The organism is Thermodesulfobacteriota bacterium (genome assembly GCA_026415035.1).
Classification (GTDB): domain Bacteria; phylum Desulfobacterota; class BSN033; order BSN033; family UBA1163; genus RBG-16-49-23.
The window spans coordinates 39354-62833 of the sequence record JAOAHX010000005.1 but is presented as its reverse complement, the minus strand read 5'-3'; the positions used below and the strand labels follow the sequence as shown (position 1 = coordinate 62833).

At 55.8% G+C, this 23480-nt stretch carries 25 protein-coding genes and 1 tRNA gene; 24 read left to right on the top strand and 2 right to left on the bottom strand.

The window, feature by feature from the left end:
- Positions 1-66 precede the first annotated feature (66 nt).
- The 8 genes from tsaE (at position 67) to N3G78_04740 (ending at position 8884) form a co-directional block, all read left to right on the top strand.
- On the top strand, positions 67-567 hold the full coding sequence (gene tsaE, locus N3G78_04775) for a tRNA (adenosine(37)-N6)-threonylcarbamoyltransferase complex ATPase subunit type 1 TsaE (protein ID MCX8117232.1): 501 nt from the start codon (positions 67-69) through the stop codon (positions 565-567).
- Positions 568-634: 67 nt separating this feature from the next.
- Positions 635-1873, top strand: a complete 1239-nt coding sequence (locus N3G78_04770; GenBank protein MCX8117231.1) for an aspartate kinase — start codon at positions 635-637, stop codon at positions 1871-1873.
- Between the two features lie 148 nt (positions 1874-2021).
- On the top strand, positions 2022-3602 hold the full coding sequence (cimA, locus tag N3G78_04765; protein MCX8117230.1) for a citramalate synthase: 1581 nt from the start codon (positions 2022-2024) through the stop codon (positions 3600-3602).
- A complete protein-coding gene (locus N3G78_04760; protein ID MCX8117229.1) occupies positions 3595-4281 on the top strand; it encodes a helix-hairpin-helix domain-containing protein in 687 nt (228 codons plus the stop codon). The genes cimA and N3G78_04760 overlap by 8 nt, the downstream gene beginning before the upstream one ends.
- A 395-nt stretch (positions 4282-4676) precedes the next feature.
- Complete coding sequence (locus N3G78_04755) at positions 4677-5345, top strand: cytochrome c (GenBank protein MCX8117228.1); 669 nt, start codon at positions 4677-4679, stop codon at positions 5343-5345.
- Between the two features lie 13 nt (positions 5346-5358).
- Positions 5359-6729 carry a cbb3-type cytochrome c oxidase subunit I gene (locus tag N3G78_04750; protein MCX8117227.1) on the top strand — a complete coding sequence of 457 codons (1371 nt, stop codon included), beginning with the start codon at positions 5359-5361 and terminating at the stop codon, positions 6727-6729.
- A gap of 17 nt (positions 6730-6746) precedes the next feature.
- Positions 6747-7574: a DUF364 domain-containing protein gene (locus tag N3G78_04745; protein MCX8117226.1), complete on the top strand. Its 828-nt coding sequence runs from the start codon at positions 6747-6749 to the stop codon at positions 7572-7574.
- A 74-nt stretch (positions 7575-7648) separates the two neighbouring features.
- Positions 7649-8884, top strand: coding sequence for a cytochrome C (locus N3G78_04740; protein ID MCX8117225.1), 1236 nt, complete (start codon positions 7649-7651; stop codon positions 8882-8884).
- 340 nt (positions 8885-9224) lie between these two features.
- On the opposite strand, the gene N3G78_04735 is transcribed toward N3G78_04740, so the two are convergent.
- Positions 9225-9299, bottom strand: a tRNA-Thr gene (locus tag N3G78_04735).
- Positions 9300-9467: 168 nt separating this feature from the next.
- Positions 9468-10169, bottom strand: a complete 702-nt coding sequence (locus N3G78_04730; protein MCX8117224.1) for an HD domain-containing protein — start codon at positions 10167-10169, stop codon at positions 9468-9470.
- 310 nt (positions 10170-10479) lie between these two features.
- Here N3G78_04730 and rpsB point away from each other — a divergent pair, with 310 nt between their 5' ends.
- The 16 genes from rpsB (at position 10480) to pssA (ending at position 23409) form a co-directional block, all read left to right on the top strand.
- A complete protein-coding gene (rpsB, locus tag N3G78_04725; GenBank protein MCX8117223.1) occupies positions 10480-11274 on the top strand; it encodes a 30S ribosomal protein S2 in 795 nt (264 codons plus the stop codon).
- A gap of 6 nt (positions 11275-11280) precedes the next feature.
- On the top strand, positions 11281-11892 hold the full coding sequence (gene tsf / locus N3G78_04720; GenBank protein MCX8117222.1) for a translation elongation factor Ts: 612 nt from the start codon (positions 11281-11283) through the stop codon (positions 11890-11892).
- A 15-nt stretch (positions 11893-11907) separates the two neighbouring features.
- Positions 11908-12624, top strand: coding sequence for a UMP kinase (gene pyrH, locus N3G78_04715; protein MCX8117221.1), 717 nt, complete (start codon positions 11908-11910; stop codon positions 12622-12624).
- 4 nt (positions 12625-12628) lie between these two features.
- Positions 12629-13186, top strand: a complete 558-nt coding sequence (gene frr, locus N3G78_04710) for a ribosome recycling factor (protein MCX8117220.1) — start codon at positions 12629-12631, stop codon at positions 13184-13186.
- A gap of 78 nt (positions 13187-13264) precedes the next feature.
- Positions 13265-13432, top strand: a complete 168-nt coding sequence (locus tag N3G78_04705; protein MCX8117219.1) for a 4Fe-4S binding protein — start codon at positions 13265-13267, stop codon at positions 13430-13432.
- A gap of 247 nt (positions 13433-13679) precedes the next feature.
- Positions 13680-14417: an isoprenyl transferase gene (locus N3G78_04700; GenBank protein ID MCX8117218.1), complete on the top strand. Its 738-nt coding sequence runs from the start codon at positions 13680-13682 to the stop codon at positions 14415-14417.
- A gap of 14 nt (positions 14418-14431) precedes the next feature.
- Positions 14432-15253, top strand: a complete 822-nt coding sequence (locus tag N3G78_04695) for a phosphatidate cytidylyltransferase (protein MCX8117217.1) — start codon at positions 14432-14434, stop codon at positions 15251-15253.
- Positions 15250-16413, top strand: coding sequence for a 1-deoxy-D-xylulose-5-phosphate reductoisomerase (locus tag N3G78_04690; protein MCX8117216.1), 1164 nt, complete (start codon positions 15250-15252; stop codon positions 16411-16413). The genes N3G78_04695 and N3G78_04690 overlap by 4 nt, the downstream gene beginning before the upstream one ends.
- The gene (rseP, locus tag N3G78_04685) at positions 16407-17489 is read left to right on the top strand and encodes an RIP metalloprotease RseP (GenBank protein MCX8117215.1); all 1083 of its coding nucleotides are present in this window, start codon (positions 16407-16409) and stop codon (positions 17487-17489) included. Before N3G78_04690 ends, rseP begins: the two co-directional genes overlap by 7 nt.
- Positions 17490-17523: 34 nt before the next feature.
- Complete coding sequence (gene tsaB / locus N3G78_04680; protein MCX8117214.1) at positions 17524-18222, top strand: tRNA (adenosine(37)-N6)-threonylcarbamoyltransferase complex dimerization subunit type 1 TsaB; 699 nt, start codon at positions 17524-17526, stop codon at positions 18220-18222.
- 69 nt (positions 18223-18291) lie between these two features.
- Positions 18292-18510 (top strand): DUF465 domain-containing protein, encoded by a 219-nt coding sequence (locus N3G78_04675; GenBank protein MCX8117213.1) that lies wholly within the window; start codon positions 18292-18294, stop codon positions 18508-18510.
- Positions 18511-18599: 89 nt separating this feature from the next.
- The gene (gene ilvB / locus N3G78_04670; protein ID MCX8117212.1) at positions 18600-20288 is read left to right on the top strand and encodes a biosynthetic-type acetolactate synthase large subunit; all 1689 of its coding nucleotides are present in this window, start codon (positions 18600-18602) and stop codon (positions 20286-20288) included.
- A gap of 108 nt (positions 20289-20396) precedes the next feature.
- Positions 20397-20894 (top strand): acetolactate synthase small subunit, encoded by a 498-nt coding sequence (gene ilvN, locus N3G78_04665; GenBank protein MCX8117211.1) that lies wholly within the window; start codon positions 20397-20399, stop codon positions 20892-20894.
- A 96-nt stretch (positions 20895-20990) separates the two neighbouring features.
- Positions 20991-21989, top strand: a complete 999-nt coding sequence (gene ilvC, locus N3G78_04660) for a ketol-acid reductoisomerase (protein MCX8117210.1) — start codon at positions 20991-20993, stop codon at positions 21987-21989.
- Positions 21990-22655 carry a phosphatidylserine decarboxylase family protein gene (locus N3G78_04655; protein MCX8117209.1) on the top strand — a complete coding sequence of 222 codons (666 nt, stop codon included), beginning with the start codon at positions 21990-21992 and terminating at the stop codon, positions 22653-22655. It abuts the gene before it with no gap.
- Positions 22624-23409, top strand: coding sequence for a CDP-diacylglycerol--serine O-phosphatidyltransferase (gene pssA, locus N3G78_04650; GenBank protein MCX8117208.1), 786 nt, complete (start codon positions 22624-22626; stop codon positions 23407-23409). The genes N3G78_04655 and pssA overlap by 32 nt, the downstream gene beginning before the upstream one ends.
- The last annotated feature ends 71 nt before the right edge of the window (positions 23410-23480 follow it).

Genomic DNA, 23480 nt, shown 5'->3' with positions numbered 1-23480 from the left:
GCGAAGAGCGGCAGCGCCGAAGCCATCGCTTTCGGATTCGATGTTTAGGAACGAGACCTCCTTTGAATGGATAAAGTGGTCGTTCGCTCCCGAAACCCCTCAGAGACCCTCCGGCTCGGGAGGCAGATCGGACGTCTCTTGCGACCGGGAGATGTGGTCGCCTTGAGTGGAGAATTGGGAGCGGGAAAGACCCTGATGATCAAAGGGCTTGCAGAGGGCGCAGGGGTCAAAAAATCGGTCTATGTCTCCAGCCCGTCCTTCACCCTGATCCACGAATATTCAGGGCCCATCCCTTTCTACCATATGGATTTCTTCCGGTTGGGGGAGGAGGACCTCTTGGCCCTGGGGGTGGAGGATTATATGGAGGGGCAGGGCATCACGGCCATCGAATGGGCAGAAAGGGCCTGTTTTCTCCTCCCCAAGGAACGGCTGGAGATCCATATTCAATATGCCGGTCCAAAAACCCGGCTCATCGAGATCATCCCCCAGGGGAAGAGGTATGAAGGGTTGGTCCAAACCCTGAGTTCCCAAATCGCCCGGGGGAGTTTGGAACCCTCTCTCGAATAAAGGTCTGGGTTCCCTAGGATGAACTCCGAAGCCTTGAGGCTGAACTTTTAAAGGGAGGGAAGGTGCTATGGCATTGGTCGTTCAAAAATATGGCGGGACGTCCGTCGGAGATCTCGACCGGATCCGGAACGTGGCGGAACGAGTCATCCGGACCAAACAGCAGGGCCACGAGGTGGTCGTCGTCGTCTCAGCCATGGCCGGAGAGACAGACCGGCTGATCCGTCTGGCCCAACAGATCACCCCTCAACCGGATGAGAGGGAGCTCGATGTCCTGATCTCCACAGGAGAACAGGTCTCGATCGCCCTGCTGGCCATTACCCTCAAGGCCATGGGCTTCGATGCGAAGTCCTACCTCGGATTTCAGATCAAGATCGCCACGGACAGCGCCTTCGGAAAAGCCCGCATCACCGGGATCGAATCGGAGAGGATCTTGGAAGATCTGAGGCAGGGAAGAATCGTCGTGGTGGCGGGGTTTCAGGGCGTGGACGAATCGGAGAACATCACCACCTTGGGCCGGGGAGGCTCGGATACGACCGCCGTGGCCGTGGCCGCAGCGCTTCGGGCCGATATCTGCGAGATCTACACCGATGTGGATGGCGTCTATACGACCGATCCCAATATCTGCTCCAAGGCCCGAAAGCTTTCCAAGATCTCTTACGACGAGATGCTCGAGATGGCGAGCCTGGGCGCAAAGGTGCTCCAGATCCGATCGGTGGAGTTCGCCAAAAAATATGAGGTGCCCATTCATGTCAGATCGTCCTTCAACGACAATCCAGGCACGATCGTCTGCAAAGAGGAGGCGGAGATGGAAAGGGTCGTGGTATCCGGAGTGACCTACAACAAGAACGAGGCCAAAATCGAGGTCATGCGCGTCCCGGATGTCCCGGGCGTGGCGGCCAAACTCTTCAAACCCATCGCCGAGGCCAACATCGTGGTCGACATGATCATCCAGACCTCCAGCACCGAACGGGGCTGCGCCGATGTGGCCTTCACCGTTCCCAAAACGGACTTTGCCAAGGCCCTTCAGATCGTCAAAGAGAGCGTCAAGGAGATCGGCGGAAAGGAGGTCCTCTCCGATGAGAACATCGCCAAGGTCTCCATCGTGGGCGTGGGGATGCGAAGCCACTCCAACGTCGCTGCCCAGATGTTCGCCGCCCTGGCCAAGGAAGGGATCAACATCCAGATGATCTCGACCTCGGAGATCAAAATCTCCTGCATCATCGATTCCAAATATACGGAGCTCGCCGTCCGGGCCCTTCACGACGCCTTTGAACTGGACAAACCTACCGTGACGGAGGAAAAATAACCCGGGACCGAATCCCAACCTCCTCAGGCCCCGTTTCACCTCATCCGGGAGGGGTCCCTCAAGAAGGAAAGAAGACAGGGGATCCCAAACAATCCCTTCTGCCGTGAAAAGGGGGGACAGGGAAGGGACGAAGGAAAGGGGAAGATTTTTGGAAAAGCGAGGCTCGATCAAAATCTACGACACCACCCTTCGGGACGGCTCTCAGGCGGAGGACATCGCCTTCTCCGTGGAGGATAAAATCCGGATCGCCCAGAAACTGGACGAACTGGGAGTCCATTATATCGAAGGGGGCTGGCCCGGCTCGAATCCGAAAGACCTCCAGTTTTTCAAGGAGATCCGTTCGGTCCCCCTGTCGGGAGCCAAGGTGGTCGCCTTCGGAAGCACCTGCAGGGCCGGGGTGGCACCGGAGGATGATGCCAATTTGAAGGCCCTCATCGAAGCGGGCACGGAGGTCGTGACCATCTTCGGAAAGGCCTGGGACATGCACGTCCTCGACGCCTTGAACATCGGCCTCGAGCAGAATCTCGAGATCGTCTCCCAGTCGGTCCGCTTTCTGAAAAGGATCGTCCCCGAGGTGATATTCGATGCCGAGCATTTTTTCGACGGATTCAAAAGGAACCCCTCCTATGCGCTTTCCGTCCTGAAGGCCGCCCAGGAGGCGGGAGCCGATTGGATCGTCCTCTGTGACACCAACGGAGGCACCCTCCCTGACGAACTCCAAAGGGCCATCCGAGAGGTGAACCGGGTGATCACGGTCCCTTTGGGGATCCACGTCCATAACGATTCGGAACTGGCCGTGGCCAACTCCATCCTCGCTGTGCAGGAAGGGATCCGCCAGGTCCAGGGAACGATCAACGGATATGGCGAACGCTGCGGGAATGCCAACCTCTGTTCCATCATCCCCAATCTCAAGTTGAAGATGGGGATGGAGTGTATCACCGATGAGCAGCTTCGGAAGATCACCGAGGTCTCCCGTTTCGTTTCCGAGCTGGCCAACCTCCCCCATCCCAAGTACCTGCCCTATGTGGGAGACAGCGCCTTCGCCCACAAAGGCGGGGTCCATGTGAGCGCCATCCGGAGGAGTCCCCTCACTTACGAACATGTCGTTCCCGAAAAGGTGGGAAATCGTCAGCGCGTCCTCATCTCCGACCTCTCCGGAGAATCGAACATCCTCTACAAGGCAGCGGAATTCGGGATCGATCTTGAAAGCAAAGATCCCAATGTCCGGACCATCCTGGACGATCTCAAACGGCTCGAACACGAAGGCTTCCAATTTGAAGGGGCCGAAGGATCCTTCGAGATCTTGATGAAGAAGGGGCTTGGAAGGCACAAAAAGTTCTTTGAGCTCCTCGGGTTCCGGGTGATCGTCGAGAAGAGAGAGGAGGGAAGGCCCCCCTTCTCCGAGGCCACCATTCGAGTCCGGGTGGGAGAGAGGATCGAACATACGGCGGCGGTGGGAAACGGGCCGGTCAACGCCCTGGACAATGCCCTGCGAAAGGCCCTTGAGAAGTTCTACCCCGAATTGAAAGACGTGAAGCTTCTCGACTTTAAAGTCCGGATCCTTTCTTCAAAGGACGGGACGGCTGCGCGGACGAGGGTCTTGATCGAATCGGGTGATCAGGAGTCCAAATGGGGGACGGTCGGGGTCTCGGAGAACATCATCGAAGCCAGCTGGCAGGCCCTGGTCGATTCCATCGACTACAAACTCCTCAAAGAGGAAAATGGGTAGGCTTTTTCGAAAGGCCCTTCTCAGAATTCGAACCCTCCTAACCTCCTATGACCAGCCTCCCCTCTGGCGTCATCTGCCCATAAGGAAATCCCTTTCCCTTACCGATCAGTGGATCCTCTTCGGGCTGGCCTCCTTTCTTCTCGGCCTCTTCTATATCAAGTTTCACCCTTCCTCCCTTCTCCCCTCCGAACAGGATCGGAACGAGATCGTCGTTGAAGTGGAAGGGGAGGTCCACCGACCCGGGATCTACACCTTTTCCAGCCCTCCCCGGCTCAAGGAAGTGATCCAGGTGGCAAGGGGGTTGAAAGAACCCGCCTGGTTGGATGAGGATTCATCGTCGCTCCTTTTGGAATCAGGAACCCTCGTGACGGTTCGTCCTTCCCCTTCGTTGTCTCCGGATGAAGGCGCGGCCAAGAGTGGAAGGACGATCAGGATCGAGATCGGAAGGATGGAGGCCAGAAAACTTCTCTTGTATCGCCTCCCCCTCGACCTGAACCGGGCCACGGCCGAAGACCTCTGCCTCCTTCCGGGGATCGGGGAGTCCCTGGCCCGGGAGATCGTCGCCTACCGGGAGAGAAGAAGGGGATTTCGTTCGGTCGAGGAGTTGAAAGAGGTGAAGGGCATCGGCGAGAAAAAGTGGATTAACCTGAAACCCTACCTGACGGTTGACCTTCGATAACTCATCCTAAAACCGAAGGACCGCCCTTAGGAACCGTTCTCAATCTCCCAAATCCAACCCTCTCCCCTCCCACACCGGAAAGGTATCGGCCTTAGGCGGAAGGGAAACCTTAACCTCCCGATCTTCCTGCCGTGCCACCGTTTCCCGACCCATAGGGCCGCTCCCTATTTCGGATATCCCTGACTCACTGAATCCTCTCCCGGTCATCGACTCGTCGTTGAGAATCACGAAGTCAAATTCATCGCGCTCCTTCACCCACAATACGATCCCCCGACCCTTAAAAGAACCCTCGTGGTCCTTTTTGACTTAAGTCAAGGATTTTTATGTCGACTCGGGGGATTTTTGAAATCAAGGCGGAATGCCCTACCCTTTTATCCATTCCTAAGGAGGTCTATATGAGCAGGAAAGCGGCCAAGAATTTCTTCATCTTTGGGAGCCTCTTTTTCTTTCTCGTTTTGGTGGTCCTCACGATCGACACCCTGATCCAGGTTCCAAAACGGGCACCGGCCATCACCGCCGAGATCGATGCGGGGAAAAAGGTCTGGCACAAATATGACTGCATCGGGTGCCATACGATCATGGGCAACGGTTCCTATTTTGCCCCGGATATGACCACTGTGGCCAAACGAAAACCCAAAGATTTTTTAAAAAAGTTCATCCTGGACCCCCGCGCCATCAACCCGAAAGCGGCCATGCCCAAATTAGGGCTTACCGAAAAAGAGGCGGACCATCTGATCGCCCTCCTGGAGTGGACCTCCCAGGTGGACACCAATAAATGGCCTCCGAAACCGGTCTTGGCCGCTGCGGTGGCGCGGGTGGAGTCAACTCCTGGTCAGCTTATCTATCAGAAGCAGAACTGCGCCGCCTGCCATATGATCGCAGGGATCGGTGGGACTGCAGGGCCCGATCTCACCCGGGTCGGACCCAAATGGAAGGCTGAGCCGTTGACCCAGTATCTCAAAAATCCCGCCTCGGTAAAAGCGGGTTCGGCCATGCCGAGCTTCGCCCACCTGAGCGAACAAGAATTGAAAGAACTGACCGATTACCTCTTGACCCTTCAGTAAAAGGAGGATGACCATGGAATACGAGAGCCATAAAATCGCCAACAATTTCTTCATCTCTGCCGTTCTCCTCTTCCTGGTTCAGGTCCTCGTCGGCATCATCGCCGCCCTCCAGTTTGTCTGGCCCGATTTCTTCTTCCTCAATTTCAACACCGTTCGAACCCTTCACATCAACGCCCTCGTAGTCTGGCTCCTGTTAGGCTTCATGGGGGCCTCTTACTATGTCATCGTCGAGGAATCCGAGACTGAACTCTGGAGCATCCCCCTGGCCAAGTTCCAATTTTGGGCCACCATCCTGACTGTGGGGCTGGTCGTGGTCGGTTATATTGTGATGGGTTTCTATCCCCAGGCCAACATCACGGTCTTCGGAACCCTTCTCCTCAACGAAGGCCGGGAATATGTCGAGGCCCCCAGATGGGCGGATATTCTGATCGTCATCTCGGTCCTCCTCTTCCTCTTCAACAACGCCATGACGGTCTTGAAGACGAAGCGGTTTACTGATGTCCAAGGGGTCCTCTTGGCGGGAAATCTCTTCTTGGCCCTCATGTATCTCCCCGGCGTCTTTTACACGAAAAACATGATCATGGACCAATTCTGGTGGTGGTGGGTGATCCATTTATGGGTGGAGGGGGCATGGGAACTCATCGCCGCGGCCTTCCTGGCCTTCAGCCTTCACAAACTCCTCGGGGCCGATCGGACCCTGCTGGCGAAATGGATGTATATTGAGGTCGGGCTCGTCATGTTCACGGGGATCTTGGGCCTCGGACACCATTATTACTGGATCGGGACGCCTCCTTACTGGCTCTGGATTGGCGGGATCTTCAGCGCCCTGGAGCCGGTTCCCCTTGTGTTGATGGTCTGGGACGCCTTCCGGACGACGAAACTGGCAGCCAAACCGGTGGATAACAGGGTGGGCCTCTTTTATACCGTCTCCCATGTCTTCTTCAACTTTGTGGGCGCGGGCCTCTGGGGCGTTTTTCACACCTTACCCCAAGTGAACAAATATACCCACGGAACCCAGATCACCACGGCCCATGGTCACATCGCCTTCTATGGCGCCTATGCCCTTCTCGTCCTGGCCATGATCTACATTGCCCTTCCCGGCTTGAGGGGCGTCAAGCAATTCAACCAATCCAGAGGGTATGTGGCCTTCTGGTGGATGACGGTCTCAATGATCTTCATCACCTTCAGTTTGACCGGCGCGGGCCTGGTCCAGAGCTATCTCGAGAGGGTAATGGGCCTCGACTATGTGACGGTGAAGAGTGCTTACAACCACTACTTCTGGATCTTCAGGGCCGTCTTCGGCCTGGGGTTCTTGATCGGCGTCCTGATCTTTGTTAAGGATTTCTTCGTGGCGGGCCGAGAACCTCTCCCAAAAGAGATTTGAATTCGTTGGAGTATGGGATGCCCCTTTCGGTCCTTTCGGAAACGATCGAGATCATCGAGGAAAAGTCCCCTGTCCCCCTGAACGAAATCCGGGTGGAGGATCTGGTCATAGGGATCTTCTTTACGGGCGTGAAGCTTTCGACGGGCCACGGGGGTTGTGCCTTCACGCCCATCGGAGAGATCCCGGAGGCCGTCTGCTGTCCGACCTCTGCCAGCCGGATGCCTCCGGCAGGAGCCCTCGATGGAAGACCGGTCTCGGAAATCGTCCCCTTCGCGCTTGATCCGAACGTGCTGAAAAGCGCCATCGGCATCGCGGCCCTCAACGCCCTTTCACAATGGATCGTCGAATCTCAACAAGAAAAAGACTATAAGGTGATGAAGGAGGTCGACGGGTTCGACCTCCTGAACATCCAACCCCATGAGAGGGTCACCTTGGTGGGGGCCTTTGGTCCCTACATCAAGAGGCTCAAGGTGATGGGAATCCCCTTCTATGTCGTCGAAAAAAACCAGGCGGCCCTGAGGCCGGACGAGATGAGGTATTTCATCCCCGAGACAGAGATGAAGGGGGCCATCGAAAATGCCCAGGTGGTGATCATAACGGGTACAGCCCTCGTCAACCATACGATCGACTCCATTCTATCATCGATTGACAAGGGATCGCGGACAGCCATTATCGGCCCCACGGCCAGTCTCCTCCCCGATGCCTTCTTCAAAAGAGGGGTCCGGGTGATGGCAGGGGTAAGGATTTTGAATCCTGACCTCATGTTAAAGATCCTGATGCAGGGGGGCTCCGCCTACCATCTCTTGAAGGATTGCTCCGAAAGGGTGGCCTTCCTTGCCTCTTAAAAAAAGACCTCTTTATGCGAAGTCTTCTTCGACCTCTGAAAATTTCTTAATCTCCATGGAAAGGGGGAAATAGGATGGTCAGAACAATCTTCGTCTCGCTCCTTGGTGTTCTTTTTGCCACCGCCGCTTTTGCTCAGGTCTGTGTGGAGTGCCACAAAAAGGTGACCCCGGGGATTGTCAACGACTGGCAGCTGAGCAAGCACAGCAAAAACAAGGTCGATTGCACCGTTTGCCATGGAAGCGATCACAAGACATCGAAAGACGTGGCCAAGGCCAAGATCCCCACCCCCGATACCTGTGCCACCTGTCACGCCAAACGGGTTAAGGAATTCAGGGCCGGAAAACATGCTGCAGCCTGGGCCGCCATGAAGGCCATGCCCACCGCCCACTGGCAACCCATGGCGTTGATGGAGGGGATGAAGGGCTGCGGCGGTTGCCATAAGATCGGAATCAAGAGCGAAGCCGAGATCAAAGAGCTCAAAAAGAACGGAGCGGGATTCGGGGTGGCCTCCTGCGATGCCTGTCATACCCGGCACACCTTTTCCGTCGTGGAAGCCAGACAGCCCCAGGCCTGTCAGACCTGCCACATGGGTTTTGACCATCCCCAGTGGGAGATGTACTCCAGTTCTAAGCACGGGGTGCGGTATCTCTTGAAACAGAATAAGACCCTTCCCCCGACGGCCTCAGCCCCAACCTGCCAGACCTGCCATATGCAGGATGGGAATCATGAGGTCAGGACCGCCTGGGGATTTTTGGCAGTGCGATTACCCATGCCGGAGGACAAACAGTGGGCCGCGGACCGCGCCACCATCCTTCAGGGTCTCGGCGTCCTCGATCCCGAGGGAAAACCGACGGCCAGGCTTGAGGTCGTAAAGGCGGCCGACGTCGCCCGGTTGACCCAGGAGGCCTGGCAGAAAGAACGGGACAAGATGCTTAAGGCCTGCAACAAATGCCATTCCGCCAATTTCGCAAAGGCCGAACTGGAAAAGGGAGATCAGATGATCAGGGATGCGGATCGTCTCTTGGCCGAGGCGATCCGGACCGTGGCCGACCTCTATAAGGAGGGAATCCTGCAGAAACCCAAAAACTATGCCCATCCCTTCCCCGATCTTCTCACCTTCCATGATGCCCCGACCGTCATCGAACAGAAACTCTTCGTCATGTTCCTCGAGCACCGGATGAGAACCTTCCAGGGAACCTTCCATGCCAACCCGGACTACGCCCTCTGGTATGGCTGGAGCAAGATGCAACAGAGCCTGACCGAAATCAAAGAAAAGGCGGCCGAACTGAGGGCCAAAGCGAAGAAATGAAGGTAATCGTGGGCAGGTCTCGATATCCCTCTGGGCTCAGAGGGGAAGAATCGAGCCCTGCCCCCAAACCGGCGGTAAGCTCTCCCGCAGCTTCCTTTCATTGGTCTGATTCAAGAAGGTTTTAAAATCCCGCAATCGCATGCCCCCTCGCCCAAAACCTTCCCTTTTATTTCCCAAACACTGTTGGGAAACAGGGCTCCAAATATGACTCCGGGTAGGTGCATCATCATCCTGAAAGTCGGGGGGAGTGGATACGCTAAATAGGATCAGGAGAAGCCCAAAATTAGAAGGGTTTGCTAAGCAGGAGGTGGTGTAGAAAAGGGTAACCTATTGAAATCATTGGAGCCCACGGACGGATTTGAACCGCCAACCCGCTGATTACAAATCAGCAGCTCTGCCGTTGAGCTACGTGGGCCCTCGACGGATAGGGGGCATCCTTGGAGTGATGAAATTGTGCTAAATTCTCCTCGGCCTTGTCAAGACATTTGGCTTAACCGGATCGATGCGGATGGCCAATCAAAAACGAGACCCCCAACCACGCTCTATGATCGGTTCACCGATTTGGAGGACCCGATCGAAGCGATCAAGGAGCCTGTAAATAAAGGGCTATCGCCAAGGCCTTTCCCGAATCAGTTTGGAAAACCTTTTCAATCAACGTTTCGAGTTTTCCTTTATCGTGTCCAAGCCCTTCTTCCTCGATTTTGACCAGCCAGTTGGCCTCATAAAGGATCTGAAAGTTCAGGGTCTCAACCGGTCTTGGTTGGCTGAGATGAGCAATGATGTCACAGATCTCCTCGATGACCTCCTCTTTGAGGTTCATCCGTTTTAAGAGATCTTTTACGATCGGGGGGCCTTCTGACGTAAGGGATGCGTGCTTCCTTTCGGCTTCATAAATTCCGACCTCGTGAAGATAGGCACTCCCCAAGACCACCAGGGGGTTCGCCCCTTCTTTCTTTGCCATTTCTTCTGCAAACCGGGCCACCTTCTGAGCGTGAGCAATCCGTTTAAGGTCTTTCCCGAAGTATCGCTTCATCGCCTGAGCAAATTTCTCTTTAAACCGTCCTTTCTCCAACTCCTTTTTCAAATCCTCCAGTTCTTTAGGCATGACGCCGAGGCATTGCTCCCCGTACTCGCACCACTGGGCGCAACCGAAATCCAGCCTGGGATTTACGATCTCCTCTCCACAACGGCATTTGCGCTTCACATCATCTTTGAAGAACTCGACCGCCCTTCCACACCTGAGACACTGTACTTCAAAGATATCCTCCGGCTTCCAAAATCTCATATCCTGTCCGGGACATTTCATAATTTTCTCCTCCTTCACCCCTAAAATAATCTATAGGCCACCTGTCCTCATTGACTTAGATCAAATCTTCGGATAAAAAAGAGCCGGAGGGGCGCCTTTGCCCTGAAAGCCAAAAGATGGCCTAATTCATTTATGATTTCAATGAGTTATTTTGGGTCTCCTCTCCCAAATAGATCGGGGCGGTTTGCGCCTTTTTTCCCTTGAAAAAAGGGAGAGCATGTGTTAACAAAAAATCTATTTGACTTATGACCCATCGAGGAGGAAGAATGGAAAGAAAACGGAGGGTTCAATGTCAACCGTAACGATGAAGGAGCTTCTGGAGGCAGGGGTCCACTTCGGCCACGAAACCAAACGTTGGGATCCGAAGATGAAACCCTATATCTTCGGCGCGAGGAACGGAATCTATATCATCGATCTCCAGAAGACGGTCCAGCTCTTCAAAGAGGCCTATCAGTTCATCCGGGATGTGGCCGCCCGAGGCGAGCACATCCTCTTCGTCGGCACGAAGAAACAGGCGCAGGAGACCATTGCCGAACAGGCCAAACGGTGTGGGATGTTCTACGTCAACCATCGATGGTTAGGCGGAATGCTGACGAACTTCCAAACCATCAAGCGGTCGATCGAACGTCTCCAGAAACTCGAAGCGATGAAAAACGAGGAGATCTACAATCTCCTCCCCAAAAAAGAGATCCTCGGCATAGAAAAGGAGAAGGCCCGATTGGAAAAGTCCCTGGGCGGCATTAAGAATATGAACCGTCTTCCTGGAGCGATCTTCGTCGTCGATCCCAAAAAAGAGAAGATCGCGGTCCGTGAGGCCCGCAAGGTCGGTATCCCTTCGGTGGGCATCGTCGACACCAACTGCGATCCAGACGATGTCGACTATGTGATTCCGGGCAATGACGATGCCATTCGCGCCATCCAGCTCTTCGCATCAAAGATGGCGGAGGCCGTGATCGAGGGGAGGCAACTTTACGAAAAACAACTCCAAAGCGGCGAAGGGCCCGACACAAAAGAGGCGCCACCCGTTTCAGAACCTCCCACGGAGATCGAAGTGGAGGAAGGCGTTGAAGAGGAGGAGGAATGAGGAGGTATGGAGATCTCGATTGAGCTGGTGAAAGATCTGAGACAACGGACCGGGGCAGGCATTGTGGATTGTAAGGCGGCCCTTCAACAGGCAGGCGGAAATATCGAGGCCGCCATCGAATACTTAAGAAAGAAAGGGCTGGCGACCGCGGCCAAAAAGGCGGGCCGGGTGGCCACGGAGGGCCTGGTGGCCTCTTACATCCATGCAGGCGGGAAGATGGGGGTTCTCGTCGAGATCAACTGCGAGACCGATTTCGTGGCCAAGACGGCCGAATTCCAAGATTTTGTAAAGAACATCGCCATGCATATCGCCGCGGCCAACCCCCAATATATCCGTCGGGAGGAAATCCCCCCCGAGGTCCTGGACAAGGAGAGGGAGATCTACCGGAGTCAGGCCCTCGAATCGGGAAAACCTGCCAAGGTCATTGATAAGATCGTTGAGGGAAAACTGGAAAGGTTCTTTTCAGAGGTCTGCCTCCTCGAACAGACTTACATCCGGGATTCGGATCGGACGGTCAAAGACATTCTGGATGAAATGATTGGCAAACTGGGCGAAAACATCACCATCCGCCGATTCGTCCGTTTTCAACTGGGTGAAGGGTTGACCCCAAAATCGTAGGTCCTCTGGCCCACCATGAAGAGCATCCCGTATAAAAGGGTCCTCTTGAAAATCAGCGGAGAGGTGTTAACCGGCGAGAACGATTTCGGCATCGACCCGTCGACCCTTCACCAGATCGCCCGGGAAATCCAAGAGGTCCAGTCCATCGGGATTGAAATCGCCATCGTCATCGGAGGTGGAAACATCTTCCGGGGGGTGGCGGCCAGCGCGACAGGTATTGATCGGGTCTCGGCGGACCATATGGGAATGCTCGCCACCATCATCAACGGAATCGCCCTCCAGGACGCCCTGGAAAAGATCGGGGTCCAGACCCGTCTTCAGACCGCGATCGAAATGAGGCAACTGGCCGAGCCCTTCATCCGACGTCGGGCCATCCGCCACCTCGAGAAAGGACGGGTCGTCATCTTTGCGGGAGGGACGGGCAATCCCTACTTTACCACGGATACCACGGCCTCGCTCCGGGCGATGGAGATCGGGGCCGATGTGATTCTCAAGGCAACGAAGGTCGACGGAGTTTACGACACCGATCCGATGAAGAACCAAAGGGCCAGAAAATTTGAGGAACTCACCTATCTCGAGGTCCTCCAAAAACAGTTGAAGGTGATGGACGCCACCGCCATCTCCCTCTGCATGGATCACCAGATCCCCATCATCGTCTTCAACCTCAAGGAGCAGGGCAACATCCGGCGGGTCGTCCTGGGAGAGAAGGTGGGGACCAGAGTCAAGGGTTAAGACCATGGAAGAGAAGATCTACGCCGACGCCACAGGGAAGATGGAAAAGACGATCGCTGCCCTCAAAAGCGACTTGAATAAGGTTCGAACCGGAAGGGCCTCCTTGGCCCTGCTGGATGACATCCGAGTCGACTATTATGGCACCTCGACGCCCCTCCACCAAATGGCCACCCTCTCCGTTCCCGAACCCAGGCTCATCACCATTCAACCCTGGGATGCGTCCATGATCGGGGAAATCGAAAAGGCCATTCTCAAATCGGAGCTTGGATTGACCCCGGTCAACGATGGCAAAATCATCCGGATCAACATCCCCCGGTTGACCGAAGAACGTCGGAAGGAACTGGTCAAGGTGGTCAAGAAAATGGGTGAGGGAGCGAAGGTCGCTCTCCGGAACATCCGCAGGGAGGCCAATGACCAGCTGAAAACCCTCGAAAAAAACAAGAAAATCTCTCAAGACCAGCTGCGCCATTGGATGGACAAGGTCCAAGAGGCGACGGATAAATCGATTGAAAAGGTCGATCATGCCCTTTCGGCCAAAGAAAAGGAGATCCTCGAAGTTTGATCCACCACACCTTGCTCGGTTGGGTTGGAACAGAACCCTAAGGGGAAATTATTAGAAGAGAAAAAGGGGGTGAGAAACGTGGCATATGTGATCACCGAAGAGTGCGTGGCCTGTGGGACTTGCATGGATGAATGTCCGGCGGATGCCATTGAAGAGGGCGAGCCCTACGTGATCAATGAAGAGAAATGCACAGAATGCGGGAGCTGTGTCGAGGCCTGCCCTGTGGAAGCCATCGTAGAAAAATAGGTCGCTTTCAAGAAAAAAACAGGGGGGAGGGCCTTCATCCCCAGGTTCAGTCCGCTCTCCCTCCCTTTCTCTTCGCCCTCCACCTCCTCCCCTCAGAGACCAGACCCTCATTTGAAAATCAACCGGGGATATGGTAATTTTAAATAATTCTCCATATGTTAGGACATGTTCGACCCGATCGCTCGGACCCCAGCACCATATGTCAAAATCCGATCCTTCCAACGACCCAAAAGGGAAATCCTGGAGCATGGGCGAGATCGATAAAGAGAAATTGCCCCGTCACATCGCCATCATCATGGATGGAAATGGCCGGTGGGCTAAAAAGAAGAATCTGAGCCGGATCAACGGACATCTGAAGGGGGTGGAGGCCGTTCGCGAGGTGGTCACGACCTGCCGGGAACTGGGCATCCAGGTCCTCACCCTATACGCCTTCTCCATCGAAAACTGGAAGAGGCCCAAAGAGGAGGTGGAGGCCCTGATGGGGCTCCTGAAAGATTATCTGGTGAAAGAACGGGAGGAGATGGTCCAAAATAACATCCGCCTCTCGGCCATCGGAAGGCTTGGGGACCTCCCCTCCGATGTCAGGGCCGCCCTCGAGGAAACGATGAGGCAGACCAGCCACTGCGACGGGATGGTCCTCAATCTGGCCTTGAGCTATGGAGGCCGGGCCGAAATCCTCCAGGCGGTTCACCGGATCCTCTCCGATTTTCGACATGGCAGGATCCGGGAGGAAGAGATCGACCTCGCCTCCTTCCCAAGATATCTCTGGACGGGAGGACTTCCCGACCCGGATCTCCTCATCCGGACCAGTGGGGAATCCCGGATCTCCAACTTCCTGCTTTATCAGATCGCTTATACCGAAATCTACCTCACCGAGACCCTCTGGCCGGATTTCGATCGAACGGAGCTCATCAAAGCGATCGTAGACTACCAATCGAGGGAGAGGAGGTTCGGCCTCACCAGCGAACAGATCAATGGTCTTTAAATGGACCGGGAAACATGAAGGCAAGAATCGAAAGAAAGAAGATCTTGACCGCCATCCTTCTCATCCCCCCCTTGATCGGTTTGATCGCCTGGGGCCCCCCCCTCCTGTTTGCCCTGATGGTCTTTGCTACGATCGGGGTCGGTCTCCTCGAGTTTCACAAACTCGCCCTCGGCCAGATGACGCTCCTCCAGCGGTGGGTGGGCATCGGAGCGGGATGCCTCTTCTCCCTCGCCTTCGTCTATGGACAGGGGGAACGATTCCCCTTCTTCCTCGCCTCGATGCTCATTCTCCTCTGCCTCTTCTATCTCGTCTCGGTGAACCACCTCCCCACGGTCATCTCCCAGATGGGAATTACCCTTTTGGGGATCTTCTATGTGGGATTTCTCCTCTCCCATATCATCCTCATTCGGAATCGGGCCGGAGGAGAACTCTGGGTCCTCTTCCTCGTCCTGGCGATCTGGGCGGGGGACATCTGTGCCCTGTTCGGAGGCACGCTCTTCGGAAGGCATAAACTTTATCCGAGGATCAGTCCGAACAAAACCTACGAAGGGTTTCTTTCGGCCATCCTCGGCTCCGTGGCCATCGGAGGGGCTTTCGTTTCTCTCTTCCTCCCCCAACTCCCCTTGGGGAAGGCCCTCCTCATGGCCATTGGCCTGGGGATTCTGGGCCAATTGGGCGATCTGACCGAATCGATGCTCAAACGCTCTGCCCAGGTGAAGGATTCCGGAGGACTCTTCCCCGGGCACGGGGGGGTCCTGGATCGAATCGATAGCTTTCTTTTCGCCACCCCCTTCTTCTATTATCTCCTCCCCCAACTGGTCAAGGAGACCCGATGAAACGTCTGGCCATTCTCGGTTCCACAGGTTCGATCGGCGTCAACACCCTTGACATCGTTCAGCGTTACCCTGACCGATTCGAGGTCGTCGGCCTCTCCGGCGGCGTCAACATCGAGTTGCTCCGTGAACAGACCCTCAAGTTTCGACCCAAAGTGGTCTCCCTTCTCAATCCGGAGGTCGCCAAAGAATTTCAAAAGACCCTGACGGGCAGGGAGATCGAGGTGGTCTGTGGCATCGAGGGATTGATCCGCGTGGCCACCCATCCTGAAGTGGACCAGGTGGTCTCCGCGGTCGTGGGCGCGGTGGGACTCATCCCCACCCTTTCGGCCATCAAATCCCGAAAATCGATCGCCCTGGCCAACAAAGAGCCTTTGGTGATGGCAGGGAGGCTCATCATGGAAGAGGCCAAGAGACATCAGGTGACGATCCTGCCCGTCGATAGCGAACACAGCGCCATCTTTCAATCCTTGCTCGGCCATCGGAAGGAGGATATCCATCGGCTCATCTTGACCGCGTCGGGTGGCCCCTTTCTCAACCTTCCCCTTTCGAAACTCCATGAGGTCACGGTCAAGGACGCCCTTCATCATCCCCATTGGGAGATGGGAAAGAAGATCACCATCGACTCGGCTTCCCTGATGAACAAAGGATTGGAGGTGATCGAGGCCCACTGGCTCTTCGGCATTCCGGTGGAGAGGATCAGTGTCCAGATCCATCCTCAAAGCGTGATCCATTCCATGGTCGAATATACCGACGGATCGATCATCTGCCAGATGGCCATTGCCGATATGCGCATCCCGATCGCCTATGCCCTATCGTACCCTGGCCGTATGGAGCTTCCCCTGCCCCCGCTGGACCTCCCGAAGGTGGGACCGCTCACGTTCTTCCATCCCGATCCTGAAAAATTCCCCTGCCTTGGGTTAGCCTACCGGTCCATCGAGATCGGAGAGACCATGCCCGCCATCTTGAATGCGGCCAATGAGGTGGCCGTCCATAGTTTTCTCGAGGGAGCGATCCGCTTCACCGACATCCCTCTCATCATTCAAAAAGTCATGGAGGAACACCAGGTCACCGCGGTTCAGACGATTGAAGATATCCTGAAAGCTGATCAATGGGCTCGCGCAAGAGCCAAGTCCCTTGTGGAAAGGAAGCATCCGTGTTAACCACCCTCCTCTCCTTCGTCATCGTCCTGGGAGTGCTCGTCTTCGCCCATGAGCTGGGACACTTTCTCTTGGCCAAACGATTGGGCGTTGGCGTCCTCACGTTTTCCCTCGGCTTCGGGCCGAAGGTCCTATGGAAGAAGATCGGAGAAACCCAGTACCAGATCGCCGCCATCCCCCTGGGTGGCTTCGTCAAATTGCTCGGAGAAAATCCAGAGGAGGAGGTCCGCGAAGAACTTCGAAACCGTTCCTTCGCTCACCAACCGATCTGGAAGCGAGCCCTGATCATCGCCGCTGGACCTTTCTTCAATTTCTTCCTCGCCCTCGTCCTCTTTTCAACGGTCAACCTCTTCGGGATTCCTTATTCCCCGCCCAAGGTGGGAGAGGTCAACCCGGGAATGCCGGCGGACCAAGCGGGTTTGAAGAAAGGGGACCTCATCCTTTCCATTGACGGCCAAGACCTGAAAAGCTGGGAGGATCTGTCTCGAATCATTCGCAACAGTCAGGGCAAGGAGATGACGTTCAAGGTGAGGCGCGAAACCGAGACCTTCGAAGTCCGGATCACCCCAAAGGCCTCCACCCTAAAAAACCTTTTCGGCGAGGAGGTCTCCACTTATGTCATCGGAATCACGCACCCAGGAGAAGTCCTGATCGAAAAGGTCAATCCCCTGGAGGCCATCGGGAAGGGCGTCCTCCAGACCTATCAGGGGATCAAGTTGACCGTGACCGGGATCATCAAGCTCATCCTGAGGGTCATCCCCGCGAAGACGATCGGAGGGCCCATCTTGATTGCCCAGATGGCCGGCGAGCAGGCCAAAAGGGGCGTATTGAGCCTGGTCCTCTTCACAGCCGTGCTGAGCATCAATCTCGGGGTGATCAATCTCTTTCCCATTCCTATCCTGGATGGAGGCCACTTCATCTTTCTCGGTCTGGAGGCCCTTCTCAGAAGACCCATCAGCCTCCGAAAGATGGAGATCGCCCAACATATCGGCCTCATCCTGATCATCCTCCTGATGCTTCTGGCTTTTTACAATGATCTGATCCGCCTCCTCTCCCCGGAGGGAGGGCTCGGCTTTTAAACTCGATGAGGCCTCGGGGATCCCACCCAGGAAGATGAAAGTGCTTGGAATCGATACCTCTACCCGATGTGAAAGCATCGGATTGATCGACGGCCAAGAGGTCCTCGCAGACTATCTCTGTAACCTCCCGGTCACCCATTCTGAAAGGTTGCTCTCCTCCATCGCCTTCGTCCTCCGGGAGACCCGAACCCCTTTGGAAGAGATCGACGCTTGGGCCATCTCCCTGGGCCCAGGCTCTTTTACAGGCCTGAGGATCGGCGTGGCCACCATCAAGGGCCTGGCCTATGCCACTCGAAAGCCGGTCATCGGCATCTCTTCCCTTGAGGTGTTGGCCGCACCCCTCGTCCCCACCCCCTATCTCATCTGCCCCATCCTCGATGCACGAAAGGGGGAGGTCTATACCGCCTTCTTCCGATGCGAGGAAACGAAAGGGCTCCGCAGGTGCACGGAATTCCGGGCGCTCCCGCCAGAGGATCTGACCCAGGAGATTCACGAGAAGGTCATCCTGGTCGGGGACGGGGTATTCACCTACGGGGATCGTTTGAAAGAAAGCCTTCCTTCTTTCGCCCTGTTTCCCGATCCCTCGCTTCATCATCCTCGCGGTTCGGTCGTGGCGAGGTTGGGTAGCCAGCTCCTCTCCCAGGGTCTGAGGCTTCCCCTTGAGACCTTCACGCCGATCTATGTCCGTCCCTCCGAAGCAGAGATTAAATGGGAGGCGAAACACCCCATTTGACAAACCCCCTCCGTTATATTAGGTTAAAAAAATAAACCCGTTGAGGTTTCCAGGCCCTACGAGGTGAGGATGACGACTAAAGACGAGTTGCTCATCGAGCGATTGATGAAGGAAGACGAGGAATTCATGAGACTTAAACAGGCTCATCTGGAGCTCGAAAGCCAGCTGGCAGAGCTCGAGAAAAAGCCCTTTCTCACCCCCCGGGATGAGATGGAAATCAAGATGATCAAGAAAAAGAAACTGGCTTACAAAGACGAAATGGAAAAAATCCTGCGAAGATATCGATGAACTGAACGTTCGGACGAGGGGAGGGGCCGAGGCCTTGGAGGTTACGCCTTCTTCGATCCCAAACCCCTCTCCCTGGCAAGACGAAGACCATGAAAAAGACCGGTTCTCAGATCGTCGTGGAATGCCTGAAAAAAGAGGGGGTGGATACCCTCTTTAACTATCCCGGCGGGGCCGTTCTTCCCCTCTTCGACGAACTGCTCAATGCGCCCTTCCGCCAGATCCTCGTCCGGCATGAACAAGCCGCCGTCCATGCAGCGGATGGGTATGCCCGGGCCTCGGGAAAGGTGGGGGTGGTGCTGGTCACCTCCGGACCAGGGGCCACCAACACGGTGACGGGGATCGTCACCGCTTATATGGATTCGATTCCCCTGGTCATCCTCACAGGCCAGATCCCCACCAATCTCATCGGGAACGACGCCTTCCAAGAGGCCGACATCGTCGGAATCACCCGACCCTGTACCAAACACAACTACCTCGTCAAAGAGATCAAGGACCTCAGCCGTATTCTCAAGGAGGCCTTCTACATCGCCCGAAGCGGCCGTCCCGGCCCCGTGCTCGTCGATCTTCCCAAGGATATCCTCGTGAACACAACCGAGTTTAAGTACCCTGAAAAGGTCCATATCCGGGGCTATCGACCGACCCTCGAAGGCCATCCGGGTCAGATTCAAAGGGCCACCCAGATGATCCTGAAATCGAAAAGGCCCGTCTTCTACGTCGGTGGAGGGATCGTCTCCGCCAACGCCTCCAAGGAACTTCTCCAGCTTGCCGAAAAACTGGGCATCCCCGTCACCATGACGCTCATGGGGCTTGGGGGGTTTCCAGGAAACCACCCCCTCTCCCTCGGGATGTTGGGGATGCACGGAACTTACCAGGCCAACATGGCGGTCATGGAGTCCGACCTCCTCATCGCGGTGGGGGCCCGGTTCGACGACCGCGTCACGGGGAAGATCGAGTCCTTCGCCCCCCAGGCCAAAATCATCCATATCGACATCGACCCCACCTCCATCAGCAAAAATGTGAGGGTCGACCTCCCCATTGTGGGGGACTGCAAGCATATCCTTTCCAGGATCCTCTCCCTTCTCGAGAAAGAGGAGACCCGGGTTTTTAAAGAGGGTCTGCAGAAGTGGCACCGCCAGATCGAGAGCTGGAAGGCCATCTATGCGATGAATTACCACCAGGACCGGATCATCAAGCCCCAATTTGTGATCGAGAAGCTGGACGAGCTCACCTCGGGCGAGGCCATCATCACCACCGAGGTAGGACAACACCAGATGTGGGCGGCCCAGTTCTATAGATTCTTGAGGCCCAGGACCTTTCTCACCTCCGGCGGCCTCGGAACGATGGGGTTCGGCCTTCCCGCGGCCATCGGAGCCCAGATCGCCTTTCCCAACAAACTGGTCATCAATATCTCCGGCGATGGGAGTTTCCAGATGAACTCTCAGGAACTGGCCACAGCGGTCCAGTACCGGCTGCCCATCAAAGTGGTCATTCTGAACAACGGGTATCTCGGAATGGTCAGGCAATGGCAGGAGTTCTTTTATGGAAAACGGTATGCCTCCTCTTCGCTCGAGGGGATTTCGCCCGATTTCGTGAAACTGGCAGAGGCCTATGGGGCCGTGGGGATGCGCGTGAATGAACCCGAGGAGGTCCTCCCTGCCTTGAAGAAGGCCCTCTCCCTTCCCGAGCCGGTGGTCCTGGACGTCCTCGTCGACCCGGAGGAGAACGTCTACCCCATGGTGCCTGCTGGGGAGCCTCTGAACCAGATGAGGCTCGTCTGATTCATGAAGGAAAGGCCCTTTCCGATAAGGGAGTTCGGCCTCCGAGGGCCAAGGCCCTCGGGCCTGAACCCATGAAGGCGGGAGGCCTTCCATCGTAAGGCATAACCGATGCGCCACGTCATCACCCTCTTGGTAGAAAACGAATTTGGTGTGCTCGCGAGGATTGCCGGCCTTTTCAGCGGGAGGGGATTCAACATCGAAAGCCTCTCCGTGGCCGAGACCCTCGACCCGACGGTGTCGACCATGACCATCGTGACACGGGGGGACGATCAGATCATCGAACAGATCCTGAAACAGCTCAATAAGTTGATCCCGGTCATCAAGGTCGTCGACCTCATCGACAAGGAATTCGTGGAAAGGGAGATGGTTCTCGTCAAGGTCTCGACCACCGAAAAGACCCGCGACGAGGTCCTCAGGATCGCCGAGATCTTCCGGGGAAAGATCATCGACGTGGGATCCAAAACCTACACGATCGAAGTCACGGGAGACGAGAAGAAGATCGACGCCCTCCTCTCCCTCCTGAAGCCCATCGGGATCAAAGAGCTGGTCCGGACAGGACGGGTGGCCATGGCAAGGGGGAGTAAAATCATGACCGAACTCACCTGACCCCCCCGGCCTGTCGCTCACCGAACCCACCCTCTCGGAGAGACCCGGGCCGCGGGGATCGGGGATGCGGATCAAAATGAAACAAAGGAGCTTGCGATGAAAATCTACTACGACCAGGATGCGGACCTGAACGACTTGAAGGGAAAGAAGATTGCCATCATCGGCTACGGGAGTCAGGGCCATGCCCAAGCCCTGAATCTTCGCGACAGCGGCCTCGACGTCATCGTCGCCCAGCGAAAGGGAAGCGAGAATTATGACCTGGCCCTTCGACACGGGTTTCATCCCGTCGGGGCAGCCCAGGCGGCCCAAGAAGCCGATTTGATCCAAATCCTCACCCAGGATCATGTCCAGGCCAAACTCTACGAAGAGGATATCAAGCCTCATCTCCGCGAGGGCAAAACCTTGATCTTCTCCCACGGATTCAATGTACACTTTGGCCAAATTGTCCCTCCCAGGGAAATCGATGTGGTCATGGTCGCACCCAAAGGGCCTGGCCATCTGGTCCGAAGAGAATATGAAAGGGGAGCTGGCGTCCCCTCCCTCATGGCCATCTACCAGGACTATACGAAAAAGGCCAAGAGGACGGCCCTTGCCTACGCCAAAGGGCTGGGGGCAACCCGGGCCGGCGTCATCGAGACGACCTTCCAAGAGGAGACGGAGACGGATCTTTTCGGTGAACAGGCCGTGCTTTGCGGTGGGGTGAGCGAGCTCATCAAGGCCGGATTCGATACCTTGGTCGAGGCAGGCTACCAGCCGGAGATCGCCTACTTCGAATGCCTCCACGAACTCAAACTGATCGTCGACCTGATGTACGAGGGGGGCCTCTCCTACATGCGTTATTCGGTCTCCGACACGGCCGAATATGGGGATTTGACGAGGGGAAAACGGATCGTCACGGAGGAGACAAGGCGGGAGATGAGGCGCATCCTCGCCGAGGTCCAGAACGGTTCCTTTGCGAAGGAGTGGATCACAGAGAATCTGGTCGGCCGGCCTGTCTTCAATGCCCTGAGAAGGAAGGAAGCCGAACATCCCATCGAAACCGTGGGAAGGAAACTGCGCGCCATGATGGGTTGGCTCAAAGAGAAGACCCCTTAAATGGTTTCCAACCGTTGGCCCATTGCCCGCGAAGGGCTGCCATTCCTGATCCCTTCTCTCCTTTTGACCCTCCTCCTCTTAGGACTGGGGTGGACGGGAGGGGGTCTTCTCGGCCTCTTGGTCACCCTCTTCATCGCCTATTTCTTCCGAAACCCGAAGCGGAAGATCCCCAACCTCAAGAATATTGTCCTCTCACCTGCCGACGGAAAGGTGGTGGAGGTGGGAGCGTGCAATGAAGACCGTTTTCTTAAAGAGAAAGCCTTGAAGATCTCCATTTTTATGTCGCCCTTCGACGTCCATCTGAACCGGGCCCCGATTTCGGGGAAGGTGGTCCAGGTCGCCTATCAGCCCGGAAAGTTCTCCGCCGCAAATCGGAGCAAGGCCTCCATATTCAATGAACGGAATGCCTTGATGATCGAGGCCGAAGGCCGCTTCAGGGTCTTGCTCGTCCAAATCGCTGGGTTCATCGCCCGAAGGATCGTCTGTTATGCGAAGCCTGGCGATCACTTGAATCAGGGAGAGATATTTGGTATGATTCGGTTTGGGTCAAGGGTGGACCTGTTTCTGCCTCTAACGATTCAGCCCATCGTCCGGGTGGGTCAGCATCTCAAGGGAGGGGAGTCCATCATCGGCTATGTCCACGCGCAGAAGGAGAACGCCTCTTAAGGTCCGCAAGGGGATCTATATCCTTCCCAACCTCTTTACTACGGGGAACCTCTTTTGCGGGTTCTGGGCGATGATCTCCGTCTTTCAAGAAAGATTTTTCGACGCCGCGGTGGCCATCCTCCTTGCGGCGGTCTTTGACACCCTTGATGGAAAGGTGGCCCGGCTTTCAGGGGCCACCACCAAATTCGGCGTTCAATACGACTCCCTCGCCGATGTGATCTCCTTTGGCGTGGCCCCGGCACTGCTGGCCTTCAGTTGGGCCTTGCGTCCCTACGGTCGGTTTGGATGGTTGGCCGCCTTTCTCTTCGTGGTCTGCGGTGCCCTCCGGTTGGCCCGGTTCAACGTCATGTCCGCTTCGGGGGAGACCAAATATTTCAAAGGCCTTCCCATCCCGGCGGCCGCCGCGATGATCGCCCTGACGATCCTGCTCTATCTTCGACTGATCGAGACCGGGTGGGTGAAAGATATCGTTATCCTCATCATGATCTACGTCTTGGCCTTCCTCATGGTGTCTAACATCCGCTATGCCAGCTTCAAGGAATTCGACCTGGCCCGCCGGAAGCCCTTTAGCCTGTTCATCTTCATCGTCCTTTCGATGATTGTCATCGTGATGGAACCCGTGATCGTCCTTTTCGCTTTCATCCTCGGTTACGTCTTCTCAGGACCGGTTCAGATGATTCGGGCCTGGCAGAGAAGGCAGGCCCTGAAACGCCTAAGCCCCCATCTCGAAGATGAAATCACGGTAAAGGGTTGATCTCCTCCCCCTTGCGATCAAGGAAAAATTCTTTTAAACTAAAGCCGTTTCATCCGATCCTCATGAAAAGA